This is a genomic window from Flavobacterium tegetincola DSM 22377, from assembly GCF_000425485.1.
GTDB lineage: Bacteria > Bacteroidota > Bacteroidia > Flavobacteriales > Flavobacteriaceae > Flavobacterium > Flavobacterium tegetincola.
In genome coordinates this window covers 1-14,483 of record NZ_AUDN01000008.1, presented here as the reverse complement: position 1 = coordinate 14,483, position 14,483 = coordinate 1, and the positions used below count along the sequence as shown (strand labels likewise).

13 protein-coding genes are annotated in these 14,483 nt (G+C 34.8%); 7 read left to right on the top strand and 6 right to left on the bottom strand.

Annotated features, from left to right (window positions below; genetic code table 11):
- Position 1: 1 nt before the first annotated feature.
- Together H602_RS0101585 and htpG are read right to left on the bottom strand one after the other, a co-directional pair.
- Positions 2-484, bottom strand: coding sequence for a hypothetical protein (locus H602_RS0101585; protein ID WP_026976439.1), 483 nt, complete (start codon positions 482-484; stop codon positions 2-4).
- A gap of 98 nt (positions 485-582) precedes the next feature.
- Entirely contained in the window at positions 583-2,472 is a 1,890-nt protein-coding gene (htpG, locus tag H602_RS0101580) for a molecular chaperone HtpG (RefSeq protein WP_026976438.1), read from the bottom strand.
- Between the two features lie 178 nt (positions 2,473-2,650).
- Here htpG and H602_RS0101575 point away from each other — a divergent pair, with 178 nt between their 5' ends.
- From H602_RS0101575 to H602_RS0101555, 5 genes are all read left to right on the top strand, one after another.
- Entirely contained in the window at positions 2,651-3,127 is a 477-nt protein-coding gene (locus H602_RS0101575; RefSeq protein WP_026976437.1) for a lipocalin family protein, read from the top strand.
- A gap of 12 nt (positions 3,128-3,139) precedes the next feature.
- A complete protein-coding gene (locus H602_RS0101570) occupies positions 3,140-3,838 on the top strand; it encodes a YiaD family glycine zipper/OmpA-like lipoprotein (protein ID WP_026976436.1) in 699 nt (232 codons plus the stop codon).
- A gap of 148 nt (positions 3,839-3,986) precedes the next feature.
- Entirely contained in the window at positions 3,987-4,679 is a 693-nt protein-coding gene (locus H602_RS0101565) for a TetR family transcriptional regulator C-terminal domain-containing protein (RefSeq protein ID WP_026976435.1), read from the top strand.
- Between the two features lie 24 nt (positions 4,680-4,703).
- Positions 4,704-6,020 carry an ABC1 kinase family protein gene (locus tag H602_RS0101560; protein ID WP_026976434.1) on the top strand — a complete coding sequence of 439 codons (1,317 nt, stop codon included), beginning with the start codon at positions 4,704-4,706 and terminating at the stop codon, positions 6,018-6,020.
- A gap of 321 nt (positions 6,021-6,341) precedes the next feature.
- Complete coding sequence (locus tag H602_RS0101555; RefSeq protein WP_026976433.1) at positions 6,342-7,310, top strand: ABC transporter ATP-binding protein; 969 nt, start codon at positions 6,342-6,344, stop codon at positions 7,308-7,310.
- Positions 7,311-7,324: 14 nt separating this feature from the next.
- Here H602_RS0101555 and H602_RS0101550 read toward each other — a convergent pair whose 3' ends face one another.
- The 3 genes from H602_RS0101550 to H602_RS0101540 all read right to left on the bottom strand — a co-directional run bounded on the left by H602_RS0101550 (position 7,325) and on the right by H602_RS0101540 (position 10,443).
- Positions 7,325-7,633 (bottom strand): type II toxin-antitoxin system RelE/ParE family toxin, encoded by a 309-nt coding sequence (locus tag H602_RS0101550; protein WP_026976432.1) that lies wholly within the window; start codon positions 7,631-7,633, stop codon positions 7,325-7,327.
- Positions 7,634-7,852, bottom strand: a complete 219-nt coding sequence (locus H602_RS0101545; RefSeq protein WP_026976431.1) for a hypothetical protein — start codon at positions 7,850-7,852, stop codon at positions 7,634-7,636. It abuts the gene before it with no gap.
- A gap of 182 nt (positions 7,853-8,034) precedes the next feature.
- Complete coding sequence (locus H602_RS0101540; protein WP_026976430.1) at positions 8,035-10,443, bottom strand: S9 family peptidase; 2,409 nt, start codon at positions 10,441-10,443, stop codon at positions 8,035-8,037.
- Between the two features lie 190 nt (positions 10,444-10,633).
- Between H602_RS0101540 and H602_RS0101535 the strand changes: the two genes are divergently transcribed.
- Entirely contained in the window at positions 10,634-10,972 is a 339-nt protein-coding gene (locus H602_RS0101535) for a YegP family protein (RefSeq protein ID WP_026976429.1), read from the top strand.
- A 639-nt stretch (positions 10,973-11,611) separates the two neighbouring features.
- Here the strand turns inward: H602_RS0101535 and H602_RS0101530 are convergent.
- A complete protein-coding gene (locus H602_RS0101530; protein WP_026976428.1) occupies positions 11,612-12,307 on the bottom strand; it encodes a hypothetical protein in 696 nt (231 codons plus the stop codon).
- Positions 12,308-12,704: 397 nt separating this feature from the next.
- On the opposite strand from H602_RS0101530, the gene H602_RS0101525 reads away from it, so the two are divergent.
- Entirely contained in the window at positions 12,705-14,201 is a 1,497-nt protein-coding gene (locus tag H602_RS0101525) for an SIR2 family protein (RefSeq protein ID WP_026976427.1), read from the top strand.
- Positions 14,202-14,483 lie beyond the last annotated feature (282 nt).

Genomic DNA, 14,483 nt, shown 5'->3' with positions numbered 1-14,483 from the left:
ATTATTTCGTAACAGGCATTTTAGTAATCAGGCTCATGCCAATTTTTCTCGGATTGCTAAGTGCTGCATTGGTGGCCACTCCATCGTGAGCCTGATTGCCATTGTGTTTTATGTCGTTATAAATAGTTTCAATTTGTTCAAAGTAATAAGCTCTATCACTTTCATCAAAGGAAGTATTGTGAAAGAAAAGAAATACGGCATCATCTTTACTTTCGTCAAAATCAGTTGCTCCACGATGATTTTTCATAGCGTAAATATCGAGGTTCAATCGGTAGTCAAAGTTTTGGTGTTGCATAGCGGTTGAGGTGCCATCGCTAAAGTGACAAAAAATAGCGTTAATGCTTCCATTAGATGTAATTTTTGACATATTATATATTTCTTTCTGGTATTTGCCTGAATGAGTTTCAGTAGGAATACATACATTGATGATTACCTTTCCATTTTGGTCAAAAGTTCCTTTTGCAGCATACGTTAAATCGATCATAGGGTTGAAGTTTAAATTGATTACTGTCAAAAATCGGAGTTTAAGGTATAAAAAAAATCCCTACAAGTAGGGATTTTTAGTTTTTATGTAAAATAAATTTATTTTACCAATTCAAAACTTCTTTTTACAAAAGCCGTTAAATCTTCTCCTTTTAATAAATTTTGAGAAAGTTTAGCAAGGTCTAACGCTTGCTTTACCAGTTGTTCTTGATGTGTTTTGTCTGTCGAATTTAAAATTGTAGTGGCCAATTCTGAATTGGTGTTCACAACAACATTATACATTTCAGGCATATTTCCCATTCCAAACATTCCGCCGCCACCGCCAGACTGACTCATTTCTTTCATTCTACGCATAAATTCTGGTTGCGTAATGATAAATGGTGCCGAATGACTGTCCATTGCTTGAAGTTGTACATTATAAGTAGGTTTAGGAACCAAAGTTTCTAAAACTGTTTTTAAAGTTTCTTGCTCTGTTTCTGACAATTTAGAAATTGTAGCTTCTTCTTTGCTGATCAAATTATCCACGTGATCTGAATCTACTCGTACAAACGTCATGTTCTCATTATCTGCTTCCAATTTCTGAATCAAATGCGAGATAATCGGCGAATCTAAAAGCAATACTTCGTATCCTTTTTCCTTCGCCGTTTGAATGTAAGAGTGTTGTGATTCTTTATTTCCAGCGTAAAGCAGCACTAATTTGCCATCCTTATCCGTTTGCGTCTCTTTCAAGTTTTCTTTCAATTCTTCTAAAGTGAAGTATTTACCGTCAACGGTTGGGTATAAGGTAAACGCGCCTGCTTTTTCGTAGAATTTTGGCTCGGATAACATTCCGTATTCTAAAACTATTTTAATATCGTTCCATTTTTCTTCAAAATCAGCTCTGTTTTCTGTAAACAAAGATTTCAATTTATCGGCAACTTTACGAGTAATGTAATTTGAAATTTTCTTAACCGCTCCATCTGCTTGCAAGTAGGAACGCGAAACATTCAACGGAATGTCTGGAGAATCAATAACACCTTTTAACATCGTTAAAAATTCAGGTACAATTCCTTCTACGTTATCGGTAACATAAACTTGGTTTTGGTACAACTGAATTTTGTCCTTCTGAATTTGTAAATCAGAAGACATTTTTGGGAAATATAAAATACCAGTTAAGTTAAACGGATAATCTACATTTAAATGAATGTGAAACAAAGGATCTTCAAACTGCATTGGATACAATTCCCTGTAAAACTCTTTGTAATCTTCGTCTTTCAATTCCGTTGGCGCTTTCGTCCAAGCTGGATTTGGATTATTGATGATGTTGTCTACTTCAACTTCTTCTGCTTTAAAATCTTCTGGAGCATCTTCCGGTGTAGGAAGTGTTTCTGTTTTAGTTCCAAATTTAATTGGCACTGGCATGAACTTATTGTACTTGTTCAATAAAGTAGAAATTCTGTTTTCTTCCAAAAACTCTAAAGAATCCTCGGCGATGTGTAAAATAATTTCAGTCCCACGAGTGGTTTTATCAGAAGCTACTAATGTAAATTCTGGACTTCCGTCGCACGTCCAATGTGCTGCTGGTTCGTCCTTGAACGATTTTGTGATCAATTCTACTTTTTCAGCCACCATAAAAGCCGAATAGAATCCCAGTCCAAAATGACCGATAATTCCTGAATCTTTAGCTGAATCTTTGTATTTCTCTAAAAATTCTTCCGCTCCTGAAAATGCAATTTGGTTGATGTATTTTTCCACTTCTTCAGAAGTCATACCCAAACCTTGGTCAATGATGTGCAATTTTTTTCCTTCCTTGTCAATTTTTACTTCAATAGTAGGATTGCCATATTCCACTTTAGCATCGCCAATACTAATTAAATGCTTTAATTTTAGCGTAGCATCAGTACCATTTGATATCAACTCGCGAAGAAAAATTTCGTGGTCGCTGTATAAAAATTTCTTGATTAATGGGAATATGTTTTCAACCGAAACATTAATTTTTCCTGTCGTCATAGCTTATATAGTTTAAATTTAATTAAATAGTTTAATTTGTGATATGATTTTCAAATAAAGTACCAAAATTGGTAAAGTGACAAATTGTCTTGATACTTATTACTGAAATGTTGTAATTTAAATTTTAACATTTGAGAAGTAATTCTCGTATATTTGTACGAAAATAAAATTTAAAACTATGAGAAAATTACTCTTGTTAAGCATGCTTACGATATTCTTCGTTTCATGTAAATCTAAATCGGTTACAAATACCGCAGTAGACAATAAAACCGAACGTATGATGAAAGGCGACTGGACAATTACTTCAGTTACTTACCCAGGTTCAGAATACATCAAAGTGCAATCTTTTAACCTTGCCGACTCGCAATGTTTTGAAGGAAGTACTTGGAACTTTATTTCAAATAATAACAAAGGAGCAATGGCTTTGACAAAATCGGATTGTACTTCATTTAGTTCTCCAATTTCTTGGTTTGTAAATAAAGACGGTCAATTTGTACTGAAAGTTTTAGACGCAGGCGAAAAAGCTAAAAAGGTTAGAGATGGTTATATTTTAGGTATGGCAAATCAAACTGAAAACTCGTTCCAATTGATTGACAAAATCAGTGTGGGTGGGAAAATGACTGAAGTAGTGTATCAATTTGCAAAATCAAACTAAAAAAAAAATATTATGAAAAATAGAATATCAGTTGTAGCTCTTGCTGCATTAATGTTAATAGGAACATCTTTAACAAGTTGTGAGGCCGTTAAGAACAGTAATAATACTCAAAAAGGTGCTGGAATAGGAGCTGTTGCAGGTGCTGTTTTAGGTGGAGTTTTGGGAAATAACGTTGGAAAAGGTGGTAATGGCGCTTTAGGTGCTGTACTTGGTGGAGTTGTTGGTGGAGTTGCCGGTGGCGTTATTGGTAATAAAATGGACAAACAAGCCCGTGAAATTGACAGTGCCATTCCTGGTGCAGAAGTAGAAAGAGTAGGAGAAGGAATTAAATTGACGTTGAACGAAAATGCAGTACGTTTTGATACAAACAAATCGAGTTTAACTGCCGCTGCTCAAGCTAATTTAGATAAATTGGTAACGGTTTTCAACCAATATCCTGATACAGACATCGTACTTTACGGTTATACAGACAGTTCAGGTCCAGCTGATTTCAATTTGAAATTATCGGAACAAAGAGCTACTTCAGTAAAGAATTATTTGTCTGGAAAAGGTATAAAAGCGGATCGTTTTACCGTAAATGGGATGGGAATCGCTGATCCTATTGCTTCAAATGAAACTGCAGAAGGTAAAAGTAAAAACCGTCGTGTAGAATTTGCAATTACTGCAAATGAAAAAATGAAACAAGATGCTGAAAAAGAAGCACAGAAATAAGGTCTGATTTCAGATGTAGAAAAGCCGTTTCGAGAGAAACGGCTTTTTTTATGCTTCAAAATTTTTGAAAGACATTTAACAAATGTTTTTATGTTTCAGAAATATTTGAAAGTAAATTTACACAACCAATTAATTAAAATTCAAGACAATGGCAACGGTAAAAAAAACAACAACGAAAATAATTCCAGACGTAATGGTTGAACCTACAGTAATTGACGACAACTATATTATCACACTTTACATGGAGCACGTGTTGATGGGCGAGCATGAACCCAAAACAATCTATGCTTTTTGTAAGAATAACAATATTGAAGAAAGTGATTTCTATAGCTTTTTTGGTTCCTTTGACGGACTAAAGCAGGAAATCTGGAATAAGTTTCTAGAAAATACTATTACAACATTGCATAATGATGCTTCATTTGGAAGCTATTCGCCAAAGAATAAATTGCTGACTTTGTATTTTACATTGTTTGAAGTACTAACATTAAATAGAAGTTACGTCCTCTATGTGTTGAAAGACAATACTAAAGGAATGAATAATTTAATGCAGTTGAAGCAATTTAGAATGACCTTCAAAGAATTCATTAAAAATCATGTTGCAACCGAGGAATCAGCTAATAAAACAGTGTCTAAATTTACAACTCCAGCGTACAGTGAAGGCGCTTGGATCCAATTCTTATTGATTCTTAAATATTGGATGGACGATAATTCTAAAGGATTTGAACGTACAGACATCATCATAGAAAAATCGGTGAATACGGTAGTGGATTTATTAGATTCTAAACCATTGGAAAACATCATTGATTTAGGTAAATTTCTTTGGAGCGAACGTAAAATGTAATTTTTGCCAATAAAAAAAAATCTTATGAAGACTTTAGATAAAATACCTACAACAAAAATTGAGCGAGCGGGTCAGCTGGTAAAAACAGGATTTAAAATCGGTGGAAACTATATTTCTTATTACGGTGAGAAAATCGTAAACCCTTCTTTAAATCGCGACAAACTCAATGAAAATAACGCTGAAGATATTTATGATGGACTTAAAAATCTGAAAGGTAGCGCACTCAAAGTAGCCCAGATGTTAAGTATGGACAAAAATATCATGCCTAAAGCGTATGTAGAAAAATTTTCATTAGCACAATTTTCGGTTCCGCCACTTTCTGCACCTTTGGTCCGCAAAACTTTTAAACGGTATTTGGGTTACGAGCCCGAAGTTTTGTTCGACACTTTTACAGCAGAATCCGTAAATGCAGCAAGTATCGGTCAAGTACACCGCGCTTCAAAAGACGGTAAAAATTTAGCCGTTAAAATCCAATATCCAGGTGTGGCAGAAAGCATTAGTTCGGATTTATCAATAGTAAAACCGTTTGCTGTAAAGATGTTTAATTTGCAAGGAAAAGATTCTGAAAAATATTTTCAAGAGGTTGAAAATAAATTATTAGAAGAAACGGATTACAAGTTAGAGTTGCGTCAAGGTATGAATATTGCCCAAGCGTGTAGCGAAATTCCAAACTTGAAATTCCCAGTATATTATCCAGAATGGTCTTCGGAGAAAATCCTCACAATGGATTGGATGGAAGGACAGCATTTGTCAGAATTTGCACCAACCAATACCGATGCAGCTTTGGGAAACCAATTGGGTCAAGCATTATGGGATTTCTATATGTTTCAAATCCACAGTTTGAAACAAGTGCATGCCGATCCACACCCGGGAAATTTTTTGATTGACACTAAAGGAAATTTGATTGCCATTGATTTTGGCTGTATCAAGCACATTCCCGAGGATTTTTATGTGCCTTATTTTGAGTTGGCCGTTCCAGCGGTTATTGATAATCCAGCCTTATTTGAAGAAAAGTTATACGAACTAGAAATTCTTCGTAGAGACGATACGCCAGAGGAAGTAACCTACTTCACCGGTTTGTTCCATGAGTTATTGAGTTTGTTTACAAAACCATTCCACGGCGATTTCTTTGATTTTTCTGATGACGCATTCTTTGGTCAAATTGCCGCAATGGGAGAAGAATTTTCAAAAGACACGCAGTTGCGAAAAATGAACGGAAATAGAGGTTCAAAACACTTTTTATACATCAACCGTACGTTTTTCGGTTTGTATAATTTATTGCACGATTTAAAATCAAAAGTACATACTACAACGTACAAACAATATATAACGAAGTCATAGTTTTTTTTTATTGGTTAATTGGTTGAGAGCGGCGTTCAGTAATGGATGCCGCTCTCTTTTTTATTCAGATACATTATTATTTGGGCGTGCCCCTCCCAAAAAGGTCGGGTCGGGCTGTACGCTCCCGCTTTTATTGCTTTTCCAAAGCAATAAAGAGCTCCACTTCCATCCCTCACGCAATCCCGTTACTAACAAAAACCAACTCTTTTCAGCAGAAAAGTAATTTCAAGAATGCACTAAATCTTTTAAAAACCAACTTTTCTGCATCAAAAACTATTTTTAAATCCGTATTTTTGTACCGCTAAAAAAAAAAGCTAAATAATGCTCCAAGTTCAAAACAGTTCATTTGCTTACGATACAAAAACAGTCATTTCGGATGTTAGTTTTTCCATAGAAAAAGGTTCAAATGTAGCAGTAATTGGAGAAAGTGGCTGCGGAAAAAGCACATTGCTAAAATTGATTTACGGGTTGTATGATTTAAATGAAGGTACCATTCATTGGGATGGAACGCCTGTTTTAGGTCCCAAATACAATCTTGTTCCCGGAGTGGACGCGATGAAATACCTCGCGCAAGACTTTGACTTAATGCCGTATATTACTGTAGCAGAAAATGTGGGTAAATTTTTGTCCAACATATATCCCGAAAAGAAAAAACAGCGTGTTCAAGAATTACTTGAAATGGTGGAAATGACTGAATTTGCAAACATTAAAACCAAATATTTAAGTGGCGGACAACAGCAGCGTGTTGCATTAGCTCGGGTTTTGGCTTTGGAACCAGAGGTTTTATTGCTTGACGAACCTTTTAGTAATATCGATAGTTTTAGAAAAGGTGCTTTGCGCAGAAATTTATTTGCCTACTTAAAAGCAAAAGGAATCACGTGCATCATTGCCACACACGATAGCATTGACGCCTTGTCATTTTCAGACGAAACAATTGTAATGAAAGACGGGAGCATTTTAGCACATGATGCATCACCTAAAATTTATTTGAAACCAGAAAGTAAATATGTAGCGTCATTATACGGCGAAGTGAATGAGATGGCGCTGGATTTATTCGATGAAAATGCAGATGAAAATCAATCGATTTTAGTCTATTCACACGAATTGTTTTTGACAGAGCAAAGTAATTTGGAAGTTACCGCAAAGCATTCATATTATAAAGGAAATACGTTCTTGATAAAAGGAGTGTATGATAAAAAAGTATTGTTTTTTGAGAATCCCTTTCCGATTGAGGACGGGCAGAAGGTGTTTTTAACGATCGATGATGAGGTTGTAATGTTTCGTAGGTAAGTTTTTATCTAACGTTATCCTTTTACTTTTATAGGATTTTGTCTTGAATCAAAAACATCTGTAACGTAAACGATATTTTCCACTTGACTGCAATAGTGTATAATTTTATAATTGCCACAAATCAGACGTTTATGGTTTTTGTTGAGGTATTTCAGCTGTTCATCTTCCTGCCATTCGACATCTGCATTTTTTAAAGTTTTGATTGCATAAAGTAATTCTAATTTTATTTTTTCGGCAATTTTCTTCGAAACACGTTCCAAGTAGTAATTGTATATGGAGTCAATTTGCTTCAATGCAAAGTGAGTAACTACAACCGTTCTCATTTATAACTCATCAATATTTATAAAACGCCCCATTTTAATGTCTTCTTCAGATTGTTCAGCCCTGTTGTGGTATTCTTCAATAGAAAAAGGTTTGAAAATTGCATCTTCATTTTTTCTTTTGGCAGTGGCTAAAAGGGATTTTATTGAATTTAGTACATCTGCATCGTGAACAGATTCTAATTCTTTTTGGATTATTTTTATTTCTACAGATAGATCCATCGTAATTTTATTTAAATCAAAGTTACAAATTTATTTAAATAGAATCGGCTTTTGTAGCTTCTAAAGATTTGCCAAACTTCTGATAATTTTATCTTTAGCTTAATTAAGAACTATTCAAAACATAAAAAAAGGTTGCTGAAATTTCTCAATTCCAGCAACCTTTTTTAGTAGAAAAACGTTCTTTAGTTTTTCAAGTACTTCTCTAAAAACTGATCTTGTTCCCAAAGCAGGTGCAAGATGTTTTCCTTTGCAGCATAACCGTGGCTTTCTTTTGGTAAAATAACCATTCTTACTGGGGCACCTAAACCTTTTAATGCTTGAAAATAACGTTCGGTTTGTAAGGTAAACGTTCCCGGATTATTGTCTGCTTCACCATGAACCAAAAGCATTGGCGTTTTCATTTTTCCAGCATTCATAAAAGGCGACATCGTGTTGTACACTTCAGGAACTTCCCAATAGTTACGTTGTTCGCTTTGAAAACCGAAAGGCGTCAGTGTTCTGTTATAAGCACCACTTCGGGCAATTCCACAAGCAAATAAGTTGGAATGTGTAAGTAAATTTGCCGTCATAAAAGCGCCATAAGAGTGTCCACCAACGGCAACTTTCTTTGGATTGATGTATCCTAACTTGTCCACAGCATCAATTGCCGCAGCAGCATTGTCGACCAATTGTGAGATAAAAGTATCATTAGGTTCCGTAGTTCCTTCGCCAATAATTGGGAAAGACGCATCGTCCAGAACGGCATATCCTCTCGTAACCCAGTACACAAATGAGCCGTAGTAAGGCATTGTAAATTCATTAGAGTTCTGACTGCTTTGTCCCGCACTGTTTTTATCTTTAAATTCTTCTGGATACGCCCAGATCAATAAAGGTAATTTCTCTTTCTTTTTCATGTCGTAATTGGCAGGCAAATACAAGGTTCCTGATAATGCTACACCGTCTTTTCTCTGGTATTTAATCACTTCTTTATGAATGTTTTTAATACTTTCAAACGGATTTTTAAACGCAGTAATTGCTGTTAAGCTGTTTTTCTTCTTGATGTTTCTGAAGTAATAGTTGGGATAATCAGTTTTAGATTGAATTTGAACCAAAACCTCTCCTTTTTTAAAGTCTTCAATAGAGAAAATATTTTCTACTTTATCCTTGTAATTGGATTGGTATAAACGCGTAGACTTGAAGGTTTTTAAGTCGAAATTATCAATAAAAGGAAATTGTCCTTCTTTTGTAAATCCTTTTCCGATTAAGAATGCTTTGTTGTTTTCAATGGCCAAAACGTATCTGCCGTATTCATTTTTTACAGTTTCAAAATTACCTGGATCGGAATAAATATCTTGCGAATTTCGGTCCCAGATTAATTTTGGCGCTTGATCTAAGGCCGATGGATCGATCATGTACGTTTTTTCGTTTCGAGTGTCGTACCAATAATCTAGTAGAAGTGCGGTGGTGGCATTTCCCCAAGTAATTCCTCCGTAACGTTGCACTGTCTTTACAAAAGGTGCTGGTGCAGCAGTAAAAGGAGCTTCCCATGTAAACACTTGGTCTCTAAAAGCAACAGTGTTGGCAGGATTTCCTTCGTCCAATGCTTCCACAAAATATAACGTAGCTGGCGCGTCTGCTCTCCAGTTCATGCTTCTTTTTCCTTGTTTGACCGCCATAAAACCTTTGGGCATGATTTCATTTAAAGGCGACTCATTTACTACTTTTACTGCTTTTCCATCGGCATCGTAGATGGTCGTTTTATTTGGAAAACGACTCAATGGAACGATGTATGAAAATGGTTTTTCAATTGTGGTAACCATTAAATAATTTCCGTCAGGCGAAAATGTTTCTCCTGCATACAAATTGGCTTCTTTAAACAATTTTGCATTTCCATTCAAGTCTACTTTGTACAATTCTGACGTTACTAGGGTTTCAAAGTTGGATTCGTCTGTTTTATTTTTTAATAAATCTTGGTAGGTTCTGTTTTGAGAAACCGATCCGTCTGCTGTGGAAACTATTGGTCCCAAGGGCAAATCTTTTTTGACATCAATTAATGCCGGACGGTTGTTGGGCAACATTCGGACTAAAATGTGCTCGTTGTCTTTGAACCAACTGAACGGATTTCCCATGTTGCTGTTGACTTTAGCATCGGTCAAACGTTTTGCTTGGGCGGATGCTACATCAATTACCCATAATTCAACGCCGGAATTGGTTGTGTTGGAAAACGATAATTTTTTCTCGTTTGGCGACCACGATACGTTGGTAATCTTTGCGTTTTCTGGCAAACCGTTGATGGGCATTTCAGTGGTACCTTTTATTTTTCTGATTTTCAAGTTGCTGATGTACGTTGTAGTGCTTGAAATATTGGTTACTGGATTGATTCTTAAACCGCCCAAACGCATTTCTTCTTGGCTTAAATCGTCCAGCGTTTTGTAGGTGTTGCGGTAGGAAAGTAACATGTACTCCTTTTTGGTATCCATGGAAACGGATGGAGCGCGTTCAAAGTCGGCAAGGTCTAGGATTTCCTTAGGCGGCTTTTGATAGGTTAGATTTTCTTGGGCACTTGCGGAAGTTACCGCAAGGATGAAGAGAAATTGGAAGAGGTTTTTCATACAGTTTGTAATTGGAATTGAAAATTGATTTATTAAAATCAGACCGACTGTTGTACCGGTCAAATTTCAAGCACCTAATGTAATAAACATTATTCTGAAAAAAAGGTTAAAATTTATACATTATTAGTACTGTGGTTTTGCGTTTTTTGTTTATTTTTATGAAATTAATAACCAAAAACAGATATTACCAATGGCAAAATTTGAAATTACAACGCGAAAAAATGGAGAATTCCAATTTAATCTTAAAGCGGGAAATGGTCAAGGCATCTTGATTAGTGAGGGATATACTACCAAAGCAGCGTGTATGAATGGCGTGGAATCGGTGCGGAAGAATTCGCAAGAGGACAAGCGTTTTGATCGATTGGAGGCTAAAAACGGAAAGCCTTATTTTAATTTAAAAGCTACAAATGGTCAGATTATTGGCGGAAGCGAAATGTATGAGAGCGTTTCAGGACGTGAGAACGGTATACAATCGGTGATGAAAAATGCACCAGAAGCGGCAGTTGATGATAAAACGATAGAGGCGTAATTGGACAATGGATCTATTAGTTGCTATTTATAGAAAAGAGTGCGGAAGTTGTTTCGCACTCTTTTTATTTTTGGGGTAGTGGCGTTTGGTTTATAAAGTAATCGCATAACGGAGTACATACAAAATACCGTTAGTGACGAACGAATGATTGGGATGTTCCGCATTTCACAAATTAAATGTTGCCTGTCACATATGAACTTCCGTGCACGATAAATAAGCTTCCGCACACCACAAATGAGTTTCCGCAGACCACAAATGAGCTTCCGCCTACCATAAATTAGTTTCCGCAGACCACAAATGAGCTTCCGCAGACCATAAATGAGCTTCCGCACACCATAAATGAGTTTCCGCAGATCATAAATTAGCTTCCGCATATCACAAATTAGCTTCCGCATACCACAAATGAGTTTCCGCACACCACAAATTAGCTTCCGCATACCACAAATGAGTTTCCGCAGATCACAAATGAGCTTCCGCATACCATAAATGAGTTTCCGCACACTACAAATGAGCTTCCGCATACCATAAATGAGTTTTCGCACTTTTTATAGCGGTTGAGGTGGGGCATAAAAAAAACTTCTGAGTAGAAGTTTTTGCTTTTAAGATTGTTATAAATAGGGGAGTGGGCGAGCTATTTTATTATTTATTGTTGATTTTGTTCTTTACTTTCGAAAAGCTAAACTGTTCTTGTACGGTGGGGTCTCCTTTAAAGAATTTAGTTGCAATTTTTGCTATGGCAGATGCTTGTTCATATATAGCGTTAAAGTTGTTGATGGCTTCTTCGGTTAGTTCTTTTCTGGCTGACTTTTTACCTTCTTGGGTAATATTTTTATTTTTGAGTTGGTCGGCATAACTGGTAATTTTAACCAAAAGTGCGGCATCGATTCCTTTATTGGTTATGGTTGCTCTTAAATCGGTCGTTAGGTTTTTCTTAAACTGGTATAATAAACTAATGGTGGATTCTTGATCCTTTTTTTTAGCATCTGTATAAAATGAATTATAGCCTAAGGTGGTAAGGATTTCTTTTTTGAGTTGTGGATCGCTGTTGAAATCGGCATCAACTTGTACCTTAAATTCGGCTAAATCCACAAGAGCTGGCGTTTGGATAGCGAGTACTTCTTGCGTTGCTTTTCTTAACGCTTTGGCGTTATCTCTACCCAGGTATTCTTCGATGACTGTATCAATTTTGGTGGCAAAATCTTGGAAAAAGGTGTCGTTCCATGCAGCACGTTTGGATTGTAGAAATTCTTGGTGTGTAATGGCAGATTCTGTAATGGTTGCAGCTGTAATGAGCATCTCCACATCTTTGGCTTTGTAATTTCGTACTGGTTTCATATTTTACTGGTTTGAAGGTTGATACTAACGAAATAAGTGAATTAATTAAGATGTTGTTTGCGGGTAAGTGCTAAATGTTTGTTAAATTATTAAGGGATTGTTTGGGGGTGTAAATGGGAGGGATTTGGTTTTGGATTGTATTTTTTCGGAGTGGTGCCAGTGAGGGTTTATAGGTTTGTGGTTGTGGGTACGTGAAGTATTTTTTGGTATTTACGGAAAACCGTAATTGAGAATGCATAATTATGGTTATGTTTGTTAAATTATTACGCATGACTAATTGAATAGTACGTTGGGAAGTGTGACTTGGAAAAAGTTATGTGAAGATGTGGTTATTTAGTGGTTGGCATACATTACAAAAAATCACAATAAAGTAGAACTTTAAATTTTTAAAAAACCTATGACAATTCAAGAGTTTATTGCACAATATAGAAATCATCCTATTCTGTTTGTTGGAACAGGAATAAGTTTAAGGTACTTGAAAAATTCGTTTACTTGGGATGATTTATTAAGTAAAATTGCTTTTGAATTGACTGAAAATTCAGAATATTATTTTGATGTAAAAGCACAATGTCACGTAAATGGAAAATTTGATTATTTAAAAATTGCTACAATAATTGAAGATAAATTTAATTTAGTATTACAAGAAGAAAGAAACGGAAAATTCAAACACATTAACGATATCTTCTACAAAAATATGGCTAAAGCAATTAATTTGAGTAGATTTAAAATTTATATTGCAGAATTATTTTCGAAACTTGAATTTAAAGAAGATATGGCTGATGAACTGAAAGATTTAAAAAAAATCAGAAAAAATGTTGGTTCAATTATAACTACTAATTATGATGGATTAATTGAAAATATTTTTGAGTTCACAAAACTAATTGGTAATAATATACTTTTAAGTAATCCATATGGTTCAGTTTATAAAATACACGGATGCTTTGAGAATCCAGATAAAATAATAATTACCGAAAGAGATTATTTAATATTCGATGATAAATTTGAGTTAATAAGAGCTCAACTACTTTCATTATTTATTCACAATCCAATAATTTTTCTTGGATATAGTGTTGGAGATGATAACATCAAGAAAATTCTAAAAACAATATTTTCATATGTTGAACCTAATTCAGAGTTAGCAACAAAAATTAAAAATAATTTTCTTTTAGTTGAATATGGAAAAGAAATTAATAATGAAATAATTACTGAACACGATATTGTACTTGAAGATGGTTTAACGATAAGAATAAATAAAATTAAGACAGATAATTTTTCGTCCGTTTATAATTCAGTTTCAGATTTAAACTTACCTGTAACAGCACTTGATATTAGAAAAGTCCAAAATATAGTAAAAGAAATTTATGGTGGTGGAGATATTAAAGTAAGTATAACAGAAGATTTAGATACTTTAAAAAATGGAGATAAAATTTTAGCAATTGGTTCAACCAAGACTATTAGTTATCATTATGAAACAGCACCTGAACTACTTTCCAATTATTTCAAAATTATTGACGAATCTAACTCTCAAATTTTAAACTTGATAGATAAATATAAAATTCAAAGCGCTCAATATTTTCCAATTTTTGGATTTGAAAAAATTAATCCAGAAATAAATTTAGCAGTAAAATTAAAAAAACAGCAAGAAAGTAATATTCTTACTTGTATGAAACAGATGTCTATTCAATGTCAAACAAAACATACTACAGTTGAAGATATTATAAACGATGAACATATTTCAGCCTCAAGTAAAATGAATTCGGTAATGTGGAATACATTTCAAGGAAATATTAATTTGGATGAAATCGAGTCTTTTTTAAGAGAATATTCTCCAACAACTTCAACTGAATATAGAAAACTGTTAAGTGTGTACGACTTAAAAAAATACAAAAAGTAACTTTCTGCCAACAGCTAAGGTTTCGTTGCGTTCGGAGAACGAACAATGAAACCTGTGTTGAACGGAACCGATTACATGCCGTCAACACTTATGGAGTTATCGTAAAGCGTTTTGAAGAATATCAAGAGGATTAGATGATCCTCTTTTTTTGTGCAGTAAAATGGGGGTCATTTTTTAGTGTTTACCTTCACTTTTGAGCACAGTGCCCTTACCCATTCCAAGTTAATTTTGGTGGGACTTTGCCTTTTGGCTAACGCCAAGATACCAAGCCGGTGGACCTCT

Excerpts from the sequence above, each read along its gene's own strand:
- H602_RS0101565 (WP_026976435.1), top strand. The coding sequence starts at position 3,987 with ATGGCAACGGTAAAAAAAACAACAACGAAAATAATTCCAGACGTAATG.
- H602_RS0101575 (WP_026976437.1), top strand. The coding sequence starts at position 2,651 with ATGAGAAAATTACTCTTGTTAAGCATGCTTACGATATTCTTCGTTTCA.
- H602_RS0101525 (WP_026976427.1), top strand. The coding sequence starts at position 12,705 with ATGACAATTCAAGAGTTTATTGCACAATATAGAAATCATCCTATTCTG.
- H602_RS0101585 (WP_026976439.1), bottom strand. The coding sequence starts at position 484 with ATGATCGATTTAACGTATGCTGCAAAAGGAACTTTTGACCAAAATGGA.
- H602_RS0101550 (WP_026976432.1), bottom strand. The coding sequence starts at position 7,633 with ATGAGAACGGTTGTAGTTACTCACTTTGCATTGAAGCAAATTGACTCC.
- H602_RS0101570 (WP_026976436.1), top strand. The coding sequence starts at position 3,140 with ATGAAAAATAGAATATCAGTTGTAGCTCTTGCTGCATTAATGTTAATA.
- H602_RS0101555 (WP_026976433.1), top strand. The coding sequence starts at position 6,342 with ATGCTCCAAGTTCAAAACAGTTCATTTGCTTACGATACAAAAACAGTC.
- H602_RS0101560 (WP_026976434.1), top strand. The coding sequence starts at position 4,704 with ATGAAGACTTTAGATAAAATACCTACAACAAAAATTGAGCGAGCGGGT.
- H602_RS0101535 (WP_026976429.1), top strand. The coding sequence starts at position 10,634 with ATGGCAAAATTTGAAATTACAACGCGAAAAAATGGAGAATTCCAATTT.
- H602_RS0101545 (WP_026976431.1), bottom strand. The coding sequence starts at position 7,852 with ATGGATCTATCTGTAGAAATAAAAATAATCCAAAAAGAATTAGAATCT.
- H602_RS0101540 (WP_026976430.1), bottom strand. The coding sequence starts at position 10,443 with ATGAAAAACCTCTTCCAATTTCTCTTCATCCTTGCGGTAACTTCCGCA.
- H602_RS0101530 (WP_026976428.1), bottom strand. The coding sequence starts at position 12,307 with ATGAAACCAGTACGAAATTACAAAGCCAAAGATGTGGAGATGCTCATT.
- htpG (WP_026976438.1), bottom strand. The coding sequence starts at position 2,472 with ATGACGACAGGAAAAATTAATGTTTCGGTTGAAAACATATTCCCATTA.